This window comes from Erwinia persicina, from assembly GCF_019844095.1.
In the GTDB taxonomy this organism is placed as follows: domain Bacteria; phylum Pseudomonadota; class Gammaproteobacteria; order Enterobacterales; family Enterobacteriaceae; genus Erwinia; species Erwinia persicina.
Genome location: NZ_CP082141.1, coordinates 1,340,617 through 1,354,747, shown reverse-complemented (window position 1 = coordinate 1,354,747; position 14,131 = coordinate 1,340,617). Strand labels below are relative to the sequence as shown.

Sequence of the window (14,131 nt, the reverse complement as noted above, 5' to 3'; positions counted from 1 at the left end):
GGTTTCAGAAGGCTACATGCTTTAAACCCTGCATCCAGAACCGACTGAGTTCTGCTGCGGAAATAGTGGATGCAGGTAGCAGTGGTTCAGGCTGCTCAGAAAAAATTTTTTTAGCGAATTGTCTTCCAACCCACTGCGCTGCTGAGGTTTTGATATGTCTCTGTTGGTAAAAGCCTTGCAGAGCCATTTCCAAATCATCTGTCTCCTTCAGTAAACAAGTCAGGTGCCATGCGTCTTCCAGCGCCTGACAGGCTCCCTGCCCGGATGTCGGCAAGGAAGCATGAGCCGCATCCCCGATGATTACAACATTGTCTTGATGCCAAAAGGGAAGAGGATCAATGTCATGCACGAAAATGCCCTTAACAGATGCACTATCACATGACAGCAACAAGTTCTGCACAGGATCAGGCCAGTCTCGAAAATGCTGATGCAACTCATTGTACCAATGTGCCCGAGGACGTTCATTGTCCACAGGAGCGTTCCACGCTCCTGCCCAATAGCACAACCGGTCCTTCACCGGGACGATACCAAAACGCTCACCCTGCCCGCGAAAGTCATCAATAGCGTTGTTCGATGCACCCTCTTGTTGCCTTCCCACTCCTATTACGTTCACGAAACCATGATAACGAGGCGTTTCTTTGTCCCCATGTAATGACTGACGAACGACTGAATTCATTCGCCCGTCAGCGCCGACGACTAAATCAAACGCCAGGCTCAACTTCCTGACGTCCGCAGTAGTGACTGAACAATTGAATTTAATCTCCCTGCCCAGGCTCTCTAACCTGGCGGCCAGTAAGTGCATCAGTTCACGCCGTAACACGGTCACACTCGGAAAACCGCAAAGTGAATTCACTGCTAAAATATCGAACTGCGTCTGAAGGTAACCATTCCGATCAAACTGCCGCATCATGAACGGTGTACCACCTACATGCTTGACCTTTTCGTCCAGCCCCATCTTCTGCATGACGAACATGGCATTGGGCCATAAAGTTACGCCAGCTCCCATGTAAGAGACGTTGCTGCCACGCTCAAACAGGCTAACCTGATGGCCCTGTTGGGTCGCGAGTATTGCAAGTGCCATTCCAGCAACGCCGGCACCTACGATGGCAATTTTCTTAGGCCTGGTCATCATTATTTTCCTGTTATGAAACTTAACGAAAATTGTAATGACCACCTGATTAATGATAAATATAGAGTTATAGCTTTATTAATCTCATTTTTTGGGATAATTAATGATTGAAAAATGTGAATTGCAGTGGCTTATCAGCTTTCAGGTGGTTTATGAAAAGCTGAGTTTTAAGCTCGCGTCAGAGCAGCTTCAGTTGCCATCGTCCAATGTCAGTAGACATGTCGCTTTACTTGAACAGCAACTTCATCTGCGGCTACTGGAGCGTACGACGCGTAAGATAATGCCAACCGCAGCCGGTAGAATGCTGTATCAATCCATTACGCCGCTCACGCACGCTTTGGATCATGCACTGCAAGAAGTCGCACTGTTTGGTGATTCACTATCAGGTCACCTGAAGATCATTACACCAGACCTTCCATTCATGGCAGATATTCTGGCTGACTTCTGCATCAAGCATCCACACATACAGCTCAGTTGTGACACACAATTGGATCCAACAGAGGGCCTACTGGATGGATTCGATCTGATATTACGCTTTGGACGTGGACCACTGGAAGATTCTTGCTGGGTAGCCAGGGAAATTCTGCGTTGGCCGAGTGGTGTGGTAGCTGCACCAGAACTTCTGGAACGTCACCCCTCACCACAATCGGTGGATGAGCTCACCAAAACCCCCTGCATTACGAGTATGTCGGTACTCCAGGGAATGCCCTGGAGATTTAAACAAAACCAAAGCGTCCAGGTACAGTCCAGCTATAAGGTGAACAGTGGACAGATGGCCAAGGCCGCTGCATTAAAAGGACTTGGTTTCGCCATTTTGCCTCTCCATGCCTGTGAATCAGAAATCAATAACGGCTCCCTTGTTAAAATTAACTGTAACCGCGAACCCGAGGATTTGGTGCTGTACGCGCTCTATTCCGGCAGAAAATACCTACAGGTGAAAGTGAAGGCGTTTCTGGAACACCTGCAAGAGGCTATTGCTCAATTAGATATACGCAGTAAGAAAGGAACATGAATGACTCAGCAATCCAGTATCCTGGACGAAGTGAAAAGTAACGCCGCTTCTGACGGATCGGCGAAGCTAACCCGGCAGCCGGGCCGGAATGCTTAGAGCTGCTATGTAAGAGCAACTTGCCCCGGCCTTGGCGTGTAGTTAGCTGAAAGGAGTAAATATGGAAATAACGGTAGAACGGTGTCCGCCAGAAGAATGGGAATCCATGGTGAAAATTTTTACCGAAATGGAAGAGCACTATTATGGCAAGGGCATCATTCAGGAATCACTGTTAAAGAATTACCTCCGCAATCGACTGTTCAGTCAGCTCTCCGGGACTCTGGTACTCAGGGCTCGCTGCGATGCTCACATCGTTGGGCTGGCGTGCTGCAGTATTCTCTACCCTTCTCCCCGATACAGTGGCCAGCTGCACATTAAAGAGCTTTATGTCTCTCAGGACAACAGAGGTCAAGGCACAGGGAAATCCATCATGCGCTTTGTTGCGAAACTCGCTCTTGAACAGGAGTGTCTTAGCCTCAGTTGGAACGCCGAGAAATCAAACCCCGGAGCAAATCGTTTTTATCAGTCTTTAGGGGGCAGAATAAATGACGGTATTGTGAATTATTATCTCCAGGGTGAACGCCTGAGCAAGCTGGCTTCCGGCAGTTCGGCAGAAACTGGCGGCTCTACCGGTTAGACTCATGCGCTGACGATTCGACTTGCGGTGAAACCTGCAGGGTGTAGATAACCACTCTGTGCCAGAAGCGCACGTTGCTCATCCCCTGAGTCACGCTTAAACAGTTTGCAGTGCAGCTTATTTCTGTTCCTCATGTAAAAAGGGCATTAACTGAAAGATGTCACTTAACTTCCTCATGTATATCTACTTACACACAAAGTCATCAGGAAAAGGAAGAATGAAGATGCTGAGAGGTAAAAGAGCGGTTATTACCGGCGGAGGTGGGGGATTTGGCCAGGCGCTGTGCGTGTGGCTGGCACGAGAGGGCGTCGAGGTGGAATTTTGCGCACGGCGGGCTGAAGATATTCAAAAAACCTGCAACATCATCACTGCTGAAAGCGGCATTGCAAAAGGGTATATCTGTGATTTAACCCGGCCTGAATCCCTTTCTCAGTTTTCTTCACAGCTGTTAGCTTCAGACAAGCCTATAGACATTTTAATCCTGAATGCTGCTCAGTGGTTATCAGGGAGATTAGACGATCAGCCTGATATAGAAATTATTAATACCGTCAATTCAGGCCTGACAGGTTCGATTCTCCTGACTCAGGCTCTACTGCCGGGGTTAAGACGTTCAGAAAATGCTGATATTGTCTCAATTATATCTTCGTGTGGGGTCCCCAACTTTACGGATTCTATTGCGCACCCAGCCTTTTTCGCCAGTAAACACGGGCTTAGCGGGTTTACAACTAAACTGGCACAGCAGTTATCTGAAGAAAATATCCGCGTTACCGGGTTGTACCCTCCGGATTTCGAATTTACAGGGTTAGATACGTCTGTCGATAGTCAATCCAGAATGGGAGAACGTTTAATGAACGGACGATCGGTCTGGGAAACGATTCGTTTTGTGCTGACACAACCGCATAGTTGCCATATAAGCAGCATCTACTTTCAAGGTCCAACTCGCGAAGATCTTAACGCCAGGCGCTAAACTGGGGGACGGTGAGCATTCTGCTCAACGTCCGCTTCACGCCCTGAGACATTCGACAAGCTTTTTATGGCTTCAGTAAGGGCGAGTGTCGCGCTTCGAGAGCCAGCAAATACTTCGCCTCATCGTACTGGGTTCTGGTCTTCCAGCAGCGGTAAATGATCCTTATCCATTTGAATGCCAGAGCCCGGATTGCAGACTGGTGAGATTTTCCTTTTTCTCGCAGTCCCTGATAATAAAGTCTGGCCCAGTATGATGAGTTAACCGTTTTGGCAGCCCATTCAACGAAGGTCTGCCTGACGAACTTGGCACACTGCCATCTCCAGTGAACCCAGCATTTCTGGCCACTTCTTTCTGTCACCGGTGCAATACCTGCGTAGCTTTGAATTTCTTCAGCGCTATTAAACCGGTCACGGTTATCACCAAGTGCAGCAAGCATTCTTGGGCCCATACACGGCCCCATGCCTGGAAGTGATTTGAACAGCCCCGCATCTGGCAATGTGTCAAACAGCGCTTCGATTCGTTCGTCATAGGTTTTTATGATTTCACTCACGACTTTAATTTGTGTCGCCAGTGCTGTTGCCATCAAAGCATTAGCCTCTATAACACTCGAGTCTGTCGTCAATGGGATCGCGTTATCAATACTTACAACACGCTGCTCGGTAAGGGCCATTGCGCGACCGCCTTTGGCATTCAGAAAGTTGCGGATCGTCTCGCGCCTGGCTCGTTTAAGTTGTTGCAGACTGGGCCACCGTATAATCAGTTCACACAACAGTAAGCTACCCCGATGTGAGAACCACTCCAGGGGCTGAGGATAATACTGTTTAAGCGTGTTGATTATCCGGTTCACAAAGCGTCGTTTATCTTCAACCAGTTGACGACGTTGCTCAACCAGTTGCTGGAGTAACCGGATATCCGCATTGTCGGGTTCAATAGCTTTTATCTTTTGGGGATAACGCAGCATTAACTCTAATGCCAGCTCGGCATCCTGCGGGTCATCTTTAGCGCCGCTGGGAGAGAAGGCTTGCCGGTAACGAGCCAGTGACAAAGCGTGGACGGGGAAAACGGTGATAAAGGGATATTTTTGAAGAGCATATACCACGGGTCCCTTCTTCAGCTCGAGAGCTATAGCGATCCTGCCTTTTACCTTCTGGTGTAACTCAGTAAGCCAGGCATCAAGCGCTTCTGCTGTATGTTCAATTACATGGAATACGCGTTCACCGTTTTTAAACTGAACACAGACATCATGTTTTTTATCTGCCCAGTCCAGACCAACGTGCGCAGCAAACTGATTAGTCACAGTCATCACCAACTCCTTTTTATCGGGGATTGGTATGCATTCCACGCTCTTCGAAAGAAATATAGCCAGCAGTTTATCTGCATGCCCTGAGTATTCGTTAGCGAACGTGGAGCACCTACTGGTTCGAAAGAAAAGCGGCGATCATCACATGATTCTCGCTCAATATTCGTAACCCGTAAGCGCATACCCTGAATCACTTAAAAGTGTAATTCTCAGGGTCCAAATGACTATATCTCGCTCAAAGCTGCCAGTCAGTTACTTCTTGGTCAGAAATGGCTGTCTGTCCAGGTGCGCGGGGAATTAAAGGCGGATCACCAGTAGCCTAACCCTGTCATCATTAGCCAGGCAGAGAATCCTACTGAAAATGTCCCGCCAGCGATGTAGAAGAACACATTTACATAAAATCCGATATCGCCACGATAATAGTAGTCTTTCTCCGGGGTGCCTTTCCGTGTTCTATAATCAAACCGGCCTGATAACCCCTGATTCCGTGTAGCAGCATCCATATAGCCATGATGAAAATCATGCATGCGACGGCTAATACTTTATATTCCAATGCACATGTCCTTATGTTGTTGGACAGAATGGGCTGTCTGTCCAGAGGGTGGAGAAGGTCAACGCTGAGAGGGCCGGAACTATCTGTCCCAGAAATCCCAGGACGGGTTCCAGTAAAATTTAAAAACCATCACCAGATACAGGCCCAATACCGCCGAAATCAGTATGAGCAGTTTACCGATGCCGCTTTGATAGTGCAGCAAGCCGCTAATCAGGCTAGCGGCGGCGATAATTAATACAGCGGCATGGAAGAGAACAGCCTCACCTAGTCCATTAAAATCAATACTTGATAACATTTTTGCATCCTTTCCCTGTGATTCGCGCTCACCATTAAGAGCAAATTGTGCGGCCTGTCCAGGGTGGCGCAGATTTTGCTGTAATGGCTCTGATCTGCATGGAAGTGGTTATGTCTGGTCAAGATTTCCTTAAGAGTGGTTCACTGGACAGAATTACGGTTTTGTCCATTACTGCATTTGTCCCGCCCAGGTATGCCAGTCATCAATGCCCGCTTTGTGCCAGGCGCTGGCGTTGTCGCCTCACGCAAATTCGATGGGTATGCTTTAGAACTCTTATGGTAAATGTAAGGGTTAGCAGAAGAAAAGGCCCAAGGAGAAGCTATGAAGATCAGATTTGCTCTGCCTGTGGAGGCAGTAGAATGCTGGAACATTCGAAACCAGGCTATACGTTACGGATGTAAGAACAGCTACGACGATGCGGTTATTGCAGCCTGGACACCGGAAAAAATGCCTGAAAGCTACAGGGAGGTCATTGTAGCGAATCCTTTTTTTGTTATTGATGGCTCAGATAACAGGCCGGTAGCAACAGGCTTTCTCGATCTTTCTTCAGGCAGTGTTGAGGCTGTTTTTACGTTACCTCAATATACAGGCAAAGGGTTTGGTAGTCAGATTATTGAAGCCATCAAAAGTGAAGCTCGTGAGCGTGGATTTGAGCAATTAACTTTATCTTCAACTCCGAACGCCCAAGCTTTTTATGAGAAGCATGGTTTCATACTAGTGCGGGAAAGCATGTATCCATCCGCGCTTGCACAGGCTGAACTGCGCTGTATGGAAATGTCTATAAAACTCCAATGATAGTGGTTCGCTGCCTGATCGCAATGTTCAATATATCCAGTTAGCACAGCGGGTAGATCTTAAAAGATTCAAATATCGACGTCCGCTCCTCGCTCATAGCAGAGGGTATCCCCTCCAGAGTCAGCCTTGTACAAGCCCAGTTCGCCGGTGCTTCAACCGGCTGATACACCGGCCTCTGAGACGTGGCCTGACGATTCAGGGCGTATTCTTCATTACGCCGCTGCGACTGGCTCCCGGCGGCTGGCCGTTGATACGCTTGAAAGCCCGACTGAACGCGGCCTGAGAGGTATAGCCCAGACGCTGGGCTACCGTGTCGATCGATAGCTTATCCTGGCTGAGCCACTGACTGGCGAGACGCATACGAAACTCCGTTGCATAGCGCAGCGGCGGCACGCCAATGGTCGTTTTAAAGCGATCGGCAAAAACAGAACGCGATACATGCGATTCCGCTGCCAGTTCAGCAACAGTCCACTCTTTGCCGGGCTGACGGTGTATAGCCAGTATGGCCCGGGCAAGGCGCGGATCCCGCAGGGCCGCAAAAAGGCCAGATGCAGATTCACAGCCACATTCAACCCATCCACGTACCATCATCGCGGCCGCGACCTCGGCAAGACGAGCCAGAATGCCGGCAAAGCCGATGCGTCCTGAGCATATTTCGCTTTTCATGGCATACAGAATTGACACCAGACCCGGATAACGCGGCTGATCGGTATTCGCCACGATGACCTGCGGCATCAGTTTACCGAGCCTGTGCATGCCGCCGAAATCGAACGCCATGCAACCGTAAAAAAGCACTGCGCTTGGGATCGGGTGCGTACTGGGGCAGGTATCCACCCCGCTTACGGCTTCCCCGAGGGGAGCTGTAGCGAAATTGTCGATAGGCTGAAACACCGCACGGGGATCTGAGAGCAGCTGATGCGCTCCTCCCTGAGGCATGAACACAGCATTGCCAGCCGTCAGTTGGTGAAGCGCGCCGTCATTTGTACGTAAGAAAGCCGTGCCAGCGGCCAGATAATGAAAATAAGCGTGTCCCGGCCTGTCATCAAACCCCAGCCCGAAAGAAGGGCCGGTCTGGATACGGCGATACTGGACACCGCGCAGGCGCATGCCCGTCAACAGTTCACTTATCAGTTCGGACGACAGAGCGGTTTGTTCTTTATCAGTCATTTTAGGTGTTTCGGGCATAACATCAAGATTCAGCATCATAGATCGTCCTGCCAATCGACGCTAGGCTTTCCGCTGTGATAATTACCCTGGGATAGAGAAGATGAGCAATGATGTAAATAGTGCTGTACCCGCGTCTGCAAATGAAGATGAGCCGGCGGGAGCCGCATGGACCGCTGTATTTTCCCTGGCAATGGGCGTATTTGGTTTGCTGACGGCAGAGTACCTCCCTGCCAGTCTGCTGACGCCTATGGCCGCTGACCTGCGGGTGTCGGAAGCGCTTGCTGGCCAGGCGGTGACCGTGACGGCAGTCGTGGCCCTGTTTGCCGGCCTGCTCGTGCCCGGCCTGACTCGCCGGTTTGACAGAAGGGCCGTCCTGTTGAGTTTCACAGGACTGATGATTGCCTCCAATCTGCTCGTGGCATGTTCCTCAAGCCTGACCGTTTTGTTAATTATGCGAATACTGCTGGGCATCGCTCTGGGGGGGTTCTGGAGTATGGCCGCTGCCGTTGCCATGCGGCTGGTTCCCGCCAGGCTCGTTCCGCGCGCGTTATCCTTTATCTTCAGCGGCATTGCCGTGGGCACCGTGGTTTCGGTGCCGCTGGGCACTTACCTGGGGGGGCTTTACGGGTGGCGCAGCGCCTTCGTGGCAGCAACGGCAGTGGGTGTGCTGACACTCATCGTCCAGTTATTCACTCTGCCGCGTATGGCGGCACGCAAAACGGTACGAACCGCATCGGTAACAGAGTTACTCCGACGACCCGGTATTGCCCCGGGAATGATGGGATGTGTGCTTGCCCACACTGGACAGTACGCGCTGTTTACCTATATTCGCCCGGCTCTTGAAAGCGTTACCCACAGTGACGTGAATGGTTTGTCTTTAATACTGCTTGGGTTCGGTGCAGCCAATTTTGTGGGAACGCTACTGGCCGGATGGCTGATGGAGCGCAGCCTGCGAGCCACCCTGGTGTTGATGCCTGCAACAGTCGGCGTAGCGGCATTGTTCATGATCTGGCTTCCCGTGCAGATGACCGGAATGATATTCCTGATCGTGCTGTGGGGTCTGGCGTTTGGTGGTGTTCCCGTCGCCTGGTCTAACTGGGTGGCGCGAGCGGTGCCGGATCAGGCAGAAACGGCAGGAGGCATGGTGGTCGCATCCGTACAATCCTCAATCGCTGCCGGCGCTGCTGTAGGCGGGCTGATGTTTGGATTCAGTGGCGTAGCGGGCGTTTTTCTTACCGCCGGTGGCATGATGTTGCTCGCTGCGCTTTTCATTGCCGTCAAGGTTCGGGTAGAACTGCCACAGCATGGCCAGCCCGACAGCCCGGCAACACACTTTTAGCTTAAGGTTCGGTAGCCCACAGAATGGCACCGTTGCCGGAACGGCGCGCTGTAAATCAACCTGACTGAGAGTTCACTACGGTAAAAAATCAGGTCAAGATGGGTTCGCAACGTAGCATCGAATAATCGACGCGATCATTGCTACCTGCATCCCGAATGGCTCAATGCCGGGCCTGCTCCAGGCGGGCCTTGCATTGCCTGCCAGTCGGGTATGTACCAGCAGCGGACATCCTCGCTAAAGGTGATGAGTTACTGGGTCAGGCTGTGCAGAGAAAAAGCAATGAGCAACACCCCGCCGGCAATGTTGACGTATTTTTTGAGCATCAATGGGTTAGTTTTTTTTACTGAAAATATAAGTGCTTGAGTAACAGCAAAAAGCCAAACGCTCATGACCACGACATGGACTGTTGCCAATGTCAGATAGTTGTAAACGCCTCCCTGTCTCCCTGCGAACTGCGAAACGACTGTCAGATAAAAAATGATGGCTTTAGGATTCAAAATATTAGCTATCCAGGCCTCTCTTAACGTCACCGAATGTTTCGTATCAGTCAGTCCACCGGCATTTGACCTTATCCCACTGCGGATAAGCATTGCTCCTAACCAGAGCAGATAGGCGGTTCCGAAAACTTTCAACACCGCAAAAGTTGCTGGAGACGAGATGATCACAGCGGTTATACCTAGTCCGATGAGAACCGCATGTGTGTATATGCCCAACGCTGTGCCGGCAAGCGTTCTGAACAGTCCTCTGTAACCGCCTGCCAGAGCGCCATTCATAACAAGCGTGAAGCTTGCTCCGGGAGACAGTGCAACAGGGAGTAGTGCTGGCATAAAGCCAAAAAGGTTTATTTCCATAGATTTTGGATATTAATTGATGCTCTGCCTGATTGCCAGTCAAGGCGCTTCGCCAGAAAATGATGTTAAACGCCATTGGAATATATAGCTGCTTGCCACGAAAGATCCGCTCCTCGCTCACAGCGGCTGTCGAAGCCGCTGGGTATATGAGTAGTAGATGAAGGCTCACTGTCAGTGATTATGGTCCCTTAGGAAGACTGTCAGCACATCCTTGGGAGCAACACCCCCACATTCTGTAATTAACCAGCCTACGGCTCCTCGATGGTAGGTTCCATGAAAAAGCATGTGATTTAGCATCTCCGCAGCTGTCATCTCTCCGTTACCTCCGTCCACAAAACTGAACTTAATGGTTTCTCCGAGATCAGCTGAAGTCATTGAGTTAATATGCTGGATATACCAATCCGCAGCGCCAGCCATTTTAATTTCAAGCTCATCTACAGACGGTGTTTCTGGGGTATTTAACGCCGTGTAACCGTGCTGCTGGCCCGAAATATTTGCTCTGAAAATCATGTCTACGACATGAATATGATTCATCAGCCTTAGCATCAGGTGACGTTTTTCTGCATAAGCGAATTCGTCGATAAGTTTAATGGTTTTTAGAGTTTCGGAATCAATCCAACGCTTGTACTTCAACAGTGTAACTATTGTGTCCTTTGCCATAATTTTCTCCAGATTGACCTGTACCGATAGCATATCAATAACGCACTTTTCTTGGCAGAGTTTCATTTTTTAAAGGCAACATTTTGAACGGGGCGCGTCCGCTCCTCACTCTATGCGGACATCCCTTAAGCGTATGTCTGCTCTGTGCCAGAAGCGCACGTTGCTCATCCCCTGAGTCACGCTTAAACAGTTTGCAGTGCAGCTTATTTCTGTTCCTCATGTAAAAAGGGCACTAACTGAAAGATGTCACTTAACTGCCTCATGTATATCTACTTACACACATAGTCATCATGAAAAGGAAGAATGAAGATGCTGAGAGGTAAAAGAGCTGTTATTACCGGCGGAGGCGGGGGATTTGGCCAGGCGCTGTGTGTGTGGCTGGCACGAGAGGGCGTCGAGGTGGAATTTTGCGCACGGCGGGCTGAAGATATTCAAAAAACCTGCAACATCATCACTGCTGAAAGCGGCATTGCAAAAGGGTATATCTGTGATTTAACCCGGCCTGAATCTCTTTCTCAGTTTTCTGCGCAGTTGTTAGCTTCAGACAAGCCTGTAGACATTTTAATCCTGAATGCTGCTCAGTGGTTGTCAGGGAGATTAGACGATCAGCCTGATATAGAAATTATTAATACCGTTAATTCAGGCCTGACAGGTTCGATTCTCCTGACTCAGGCTCTGCTGCCTGGGTTAAGACGTTCAGAAAATGCTGATATTGTCTCAATTATATCTTCATGTGGGGTCCCCAATTTTACGGATTCTATTGCGCACCCAGCCTTTTTCGCCAGTAAACACGGGCTTAGCGGGTTTACAACTAAACTGGCACAGCAGTTATCTGAAGAAAATATCCGCGTTACCGGGTTGTACCCTCCGGATTTCGAATTTACAGGGTTAGATACGTCTGTCGATAGTCAATCCAGAATGGGAGAACGTTTAATGAACGGACGATCGGTCTGGGAAACGATTCGTTTTGTGCTGACACAACCGCATAGTTGCCATATAAGCAGCATCTACTTTCAAGGTCCAACTCGCGAAGATCTTAACGCCAGGCGCTAAACTGGGTGACGTTGAGCATTCTGCTCAACGTCACCTTCTCGCTCACAGCAAACCTCGCGACCCTTCAGGCTGTCCGCTTTGTGCCAGAAGCGGACATCATCCCAGCTACCGTGATTTATTATTTTATGAACAAGTGACAGATGACATTGAACCTTCTTGCGTTTCAATAAATTTAAAAATTTCATTTATTGATGCTTTGTCAGGCTTGTTAAATTCAGTCAAATGATCCCCCTTCCCAAGGGTCATCAATAAACCATATTGTTCCGCTATCTCAGTCATAGGTGAGTAATAAGGGTCGTTGGCACCGGCCCAAAGTAGAATTGGTGTCTTATATGGAAATAAAGCTTCTTTTTTTTCAGAGTATTTTCTTAATTCATTGAAAAAGCATCTGGCACTTTCTTGATCGTCCAGCGTAAGCCCAGAGGTAAGCTCAGGTGCTGTGCTTCTTGCATAGGACATAAACATGTCGAAACTAAGTTTGCCGTCAGGCGTTTCCGGAAGACCATTCTTTAAGTCCCATCCGCCTAAAACGACAGAATCCAGCCGTTCCGGATGGTGGTTTAGTAATCCTAATGCTACCCATGCACCAGAGGAATAACCTATTATATGCGCTTTCTCATAAGCTAGCTCATCCATAATTTTCACAATGGATAATGCCTGTTTTTTTAAGGTATATAATTCTGACGCTGGCGGCTTTTCGCTTTCGCCGTGGCCTAAAAGGTCCGGACAAACAACGTGGAAAAATGGACTAAATAAGGAGATTAATCCATTATTTCGCCAAGATTTTCCGTCCATTAGAAGACCGTGAAGCATTATAACTAGTGGGCCTTTCCCCTCTGCAATATATGACAATTGTGGTGACCCTGACGTATATGGCATATGTGTCCCTTTAAATTTAGAGTGGACAGAAAGCATACACGTCTCTAGACAAGCAACTCAACGACTAATCGTATAACTTCCGCTTATCGCTCAAAACGGACCTCATGAGTCTGGGGTTCGTCCGAGTTGTGCCTGAGTTGGACTTAAATAACATTCCGGACGCTAATAAACAGGTCACAGATTAGTGCTTATCAACATATTAACTTTGCTGTAAAGGCTTATTTCCGAAGCGAGAGAGACGGTAAATCTCCGGGATCTCATCGTTCTTACCGTTGCGTAATTCTTCAGAAACCAGCCTGCCGATCGCAGCTGCGCAAGTAACAGCTGGGTGCATAACTGCGACATAGACGCCCTCGCTCTCATCAGTGAAGCCAAGAACTGGATACTCATCCTGCGGAACAGGGCGTTCTCCTATTGAGTATTGGGTGAGAGAAGCCGACTCTGCGCCCCTGAGCCGGCTTCTTATTAAGGCCTGAGCAGCGATAACAGTTTCTCTGACGCTGCCGTTTGCCGGGTAATCCTCAGCTGCTAGCAAATCCCCGTTACGGCAATGTCGAACCTCTATATCATCACCTGCGATGAGAGTTTTGACTACGCACCGGGGTGCTGCAAAACGTAGCAATACAGCAGGTGATGCCAGAACCGGAACAGGGGTACCCATCAGCTTAGTCAGAGCGGGAATACCCGTTCCACAGGCCAGCACAACGCAATCCGCCTCCAGTTGCCCCTGAGAGGTCAGAACACCTGTCACCTTGCCATTGGTCATGCAAAAACCCTCAACGGTCGTTTGGTTTTGCACTACCACCCCCTTTCCGCAGGCCTTATCCAGTAATATACGTGTCGCTTCTATGGCATCGATGGCCCCATCTTTTGCAGCATAACGGGCTTCTGAGGGAGGAAGTACCAACGCAGGCTCAAGACTGGCTATTTCGGCTGTGTCGAGTAGGCGTTCTTCAGGTAGGCAGGCCTGAGACGTTGCGCCGTATTTTAATGACCCCCCCCAGTTAATCTGAAGCTCCGGAATTTGTTCTTCAAGCCTGTGCCAGTCCTCAAGTGCGGCGCGCCGGAGAAGCACATCAGGCGCATCATCACACACCACGCCGGTCAACCAGCCGAACGCGCTGCCGGTCGCCCCTGATGCAGGCATATTTTGCTCAATAACAGTGACGTCAAATTCAAGGTGGTCAAGATGCCATGCGATTGAAGCACCAGTGATTCCGGCACCCACGATGACGATCCTTTTTTTCATACTCACCACTGTAACCTTCTCCTGAGTGGGAAACATCTCCATGCCATGATGCAAAGGTTATTTGTTACGGTCAACCTGCCAGAATTGCAAAACGCATGGCCAAAACTCGTCAAGACAGCAGCTTTATATGCTTTGTTTAGAAGTTCGCTTTTCGCTCAAAGCGGACATCGGCCTTCTTGTTAGTCCGCTGTGTGCCAGGAGCGGACGTT

14 protein-coding genes are annotated in these 14,131 nt (G+C 49.5%); 6 read left to right on the top strand and 8 right to left on the bottom strand.

The features are described from left to right. Positions 1-4 precede the first annotated feature (4 nt). Positions 5-1,132, bottom strand: a complete 1,128-nt coding sequence (locus K6L24_RS06160; RefSeq protein ID WP_245006720.1) for an FAD-dependent monooxygenase — start codon at positions 1,130-1,132, stop codon at positions 5-7. A gap of 100 nt (positions 1,133-1,232) precedes the next feature. On the opposite strand from K6L24_RS06160, the gene K6L24_RS06155 reads away from it, so the two are divergent. The 3 genes from K6L24_RS06155 to K6L24_RS06145 all read left to right on the top strand — a co-directional run bounded on the left by K6L24_RS06155 (position 1,233) and on the right by K6L24_RS06145 (position 3,781). Beyond that, a complete protein-coding gene (locus K6L24_RS06155; protein WP_245006719.1) occupies positions 1,233-2,141 on the top strand; it encodes a LysR family transcriptional regulator in 909 nt (302 codons plus the stop codon). Positions 2,142-2,364: 223 nt separating this feature from the next. After that, entirely contained in the window at positions 2,365-2,814 is a 450-nt protein-coding gene (locus K6L24_RS06150; protein ID WP_425333069.1) for a GNAT family N-acetyltransferase, read from the top strand. A 223-nt stretch (positions 2,815-3,037) separates the two neighbouring features. Then, complete coding sequence (locus K6L24_RS06145) at positions 3,038-3,781, top strand: SDR family oxidoreductase (protein WP_191934833.1); 744 nt, start codon at positions 3,038-3,040, stop codon at positions 3,779-3,781. 64 nt (positions 3,782-3,845) lie between these two features. On the opposite strand, the gene K6L24_RS06140 is transcribed toward K6L24_RS06145, so the two are convergent. Both K6L24_RS06140 and K6L24_RS06135 read right to left on the bottom strand, forming a co-directional pair. Beyond that, on the bottom strand, positions 3,846-5,084 hold the full coding sequence (locus K6L24_RS06140; RefSeq protein ID WP_222682048.1) for an IS110 family RNA-guided transposase: 1,239 nt from the start codon (positions 5,082-5,084) through the stop codon (positions 3,846-3,848). A 629-nt stretch (positions 5,085-5,713) separates the two neighbouring features. Further along, positions 5,714-5,929, bottom strand: coding sequence for a hypothetical protein (locus tag K6L24_RS06135; protein ID WP_222682053.1), 216 nt, complete (start codon positions 5,927-5,929; stop codon positions 5,714-5,716). A 321-nt stretch (positions 5,930-6,250) separates the two neighbouring features. On the opposite strand from K6L24_RS06135, the gene K6L24_RS06130 reads away from it, so the two are divergent. Further along, positions 6,251-6,724, top strand: a complete 474-nt coding sequence (locus K6L24_RS06130; protein WP_222682052.1) for a GNAT family N-acetyltransferase — start codon at positions 6,251-6,253, stop codon at positions 6,722-6,724. A 195-nt stretch (positions 6,725-6,919) separates the two neighbouring features. On the opposite strand, the gene K6L24_RS06125 is transcribed toward K6L24_RS06130, so the two are convergent. Further along, positions 6,920-7,930: an AraC family transcriptional regulator gene (locus K6L24_RS06125; RefSeq protein ID WP_118663563.1), complete on the bottom strand. Its 1,011-nt coding sequence runs from the start codon at positions 7,928-7,930 to the stop codon at positions 6,920-6,922. A gap of 61 nt (positions 7,931-7,991) precedes the next feature. Here K6L24_RS06125 and K6L24_RS06120 point away from each other — a divergent pair, with 61 nt between their 5' ends. After that, the gene (locus K6L24_RS06120) at positions 7,992-9,230 is read left to right on the top strand and encodes an MFS transporter (protein ID WP_118663562.1); all 1,239 of its coding nucleotides are present in this window, start codon (positions 7,992-7,994) and stop codon (positions 9,228-9,230) included. A gap of 248 nt (positions 9,231-9,478) precedes the next feature. On the opposite strand, the gene K6L24_RS06115 is transcribed toward K6L24_RS06120, so the two are convergent. Both K6L24_RS06115 and K6L24_RS06110 read right to left on the bottom strand, forming a co-directional pair. Continuing rightward, a complete protein-coding gene (locus K6L24_RS06115; protein ID WP_187509788.1) occupies positions 9,479-10,081 on the bottom strand; it encodes a LysE family translocator in 603 nt (200 codons plus the stop codon). A 171-nt stretch (positions 10,082-10,252) separates the two neighbouring features. Next, positions 10,253-10,741 carry a DinB family protein gene (locus K6L24_RS06110; protein ID WP_118665664.1) on the bottom strand — a complete coding sequence of 163 codons (489 nt, stop codon included), beginning with the start codon at positions 10,739-10,741 and terminating at the stop codon, positions 10,253-10,255. Positions 10,742-11,050: 309 nt separating this feature from the next. Between K6L24_RS06110 and K6L24_RS06105 the strand changes: the two genes are divergently transcribed. Then, the gene (locus tag K6L24_RS06105) at positions 11,051-11,794 is read left to right on the top strand and encodes an SDR family oxidoreductase (protein WP_062749535.1); all 744 of its coding nucleotides are present in this window, start codon (positions 11,051-11,053) and stop codon (positions 11,792-11,794) included. Positions 11,795-11,917: 123 nt separating this feature from the next. Here K6L24_RS06105 and K6L24_RS06100 read toward each other — a convergent pair whose 3' ends face one another. Both K6L24_RS06100 and K6L24_RS06095 read right to left on the bottom strand, forming a co-directional pair. Further along, a complete protein-coding gene (locus tag K6L24_RS06100) occupies positions 11,918-12,673 on the bottom strand; it encodes an alpha/beta fold hydrolase (RefSeq protein WP_187509785.1) in 756 nt (251 codons plus the stop codon). A gap of 199 nt (positions 12,674-12,872) precedes the next feature. Further along, complete coding sequence (locus tag K6L24_RS06095) at positions 12,873-13,922, bottom strand: NAD(P)/FAD-dependent oxidoreductase (protein WP_342393967.1); 1,050 nt, start codon at positions 13,920-13,922, stop codon at positions 12,873-12,875. Between the last annotated feature and the right edge of the window lie 209 nt (positions 13,923-14,131).

What these genes read in the sequence shown, in the direction of transcription:
- K6L24_RS06160 (WP_245006720.1), bottom strand. Translation starts at nt 1,132, where the DNA reads ATGATGACCAGGCCTAAGAAAATTGCCATCGTAGGTGCCGGCGTTGCT.
- K6L24_RS06155 (WP_245006719.1), top strand. Translation starts at nt 1,233, where the DNA reads ATGATTGAAAAATGTGAATTGCAGTGGCTTATCAGCTTTCAGGTGGTT.
- K6L24_RS06150 (WP_425333069.1), top strand. Translation starts at nt 2,365, where the DNA reads ATGGAAGAGCACTATTATGGCAAGGGCATCATTCAGGAATCACTGTTA.
- K6L24_RS06145 (WP_191934833.1), top strand. Translation starts at nt 3,038, where the DNA reads ATGCTGAGAGGTAAAAGAGCGGTTATTACCGGCGGAGGTGGGGGATTT.
- K6L24_RS06140 (WP_222682048.1), bottom strand. Translation starts at nt 5,084, where the DNA reads ATGACTGTGACTAATCAGTTTGCTGCGCACGTTGGTCTGGACTGGGCA.
- K6L24_RS06135 (WP_222682053.1), bottom strand. Translation starts at nt 5,929, where the DNA reads ATGTTATCAAGTATTGATTTTAATGGACTAGGTGAGGCTGTTCTCTTC.
- K6L24_RS06130 (WP_222682052.1), top strand. Translation starts at nt 6,251, where the DNA reads ATGAAGATCAGATTTGCTCTGCCTGTGGAGGCAGTAGAATGCTGGAAC.
- K6L24_RS06125 (WP_118663563.1), bottom strand. Translation starts at nt 7,930, where the DNA reads ATGATGCTGAATCTTGATGTTATGCCCGAAACACCTAAAATGACTGAT.
- K6L24_RS06120 (WP_118663562.1), top strand. Translation starts at nt 7,992, where the DNA reads ATGAGCAATGATGTAAATAGTGCTGTACCCGCGTCTGCAAATGAAGAT.
- K6L24_RS06115 (WP_187509788.1), bottom strand. Translation starts at nt 10,081, where the DNA reads ATGGAAATAAACCTTTTTGGCTTTATGCCAGCACTACTCCCTGTTGCA.
- K6L24_RS06110 (WP_118665664.1), bottom strand. Translation starts at nt 10,741, where the DNA reads ATGGCAAAGGACACAATAGTTACACTGTTGAAGTACAAGCGTTGGATT.
- K6L24_RS06105 (WP_062749535.1), top strand. Translation starts at nt 11,051, where the DNA reads ATGCTGAGAGGTAAAAGAGCTGTTATTACCGGCGGAGGCGGGGGATTT.
- K6L24_RS06100 (WP_187509785.1), bottom strand. Translation starts at nt 12,673, where the DNA reads ATGCCATATACGTCAGGGTCACCACAATTGTCATATATTGCAGAGGGG.
- K6L24_RS06095 (WP_342393967.1), bottom strand. Translation starts at nt 13,922, where the DNA reads ATGAAAAAAAGGATCGTCATCGTGGGTGCCGGAATCACTGGTGCTTCA.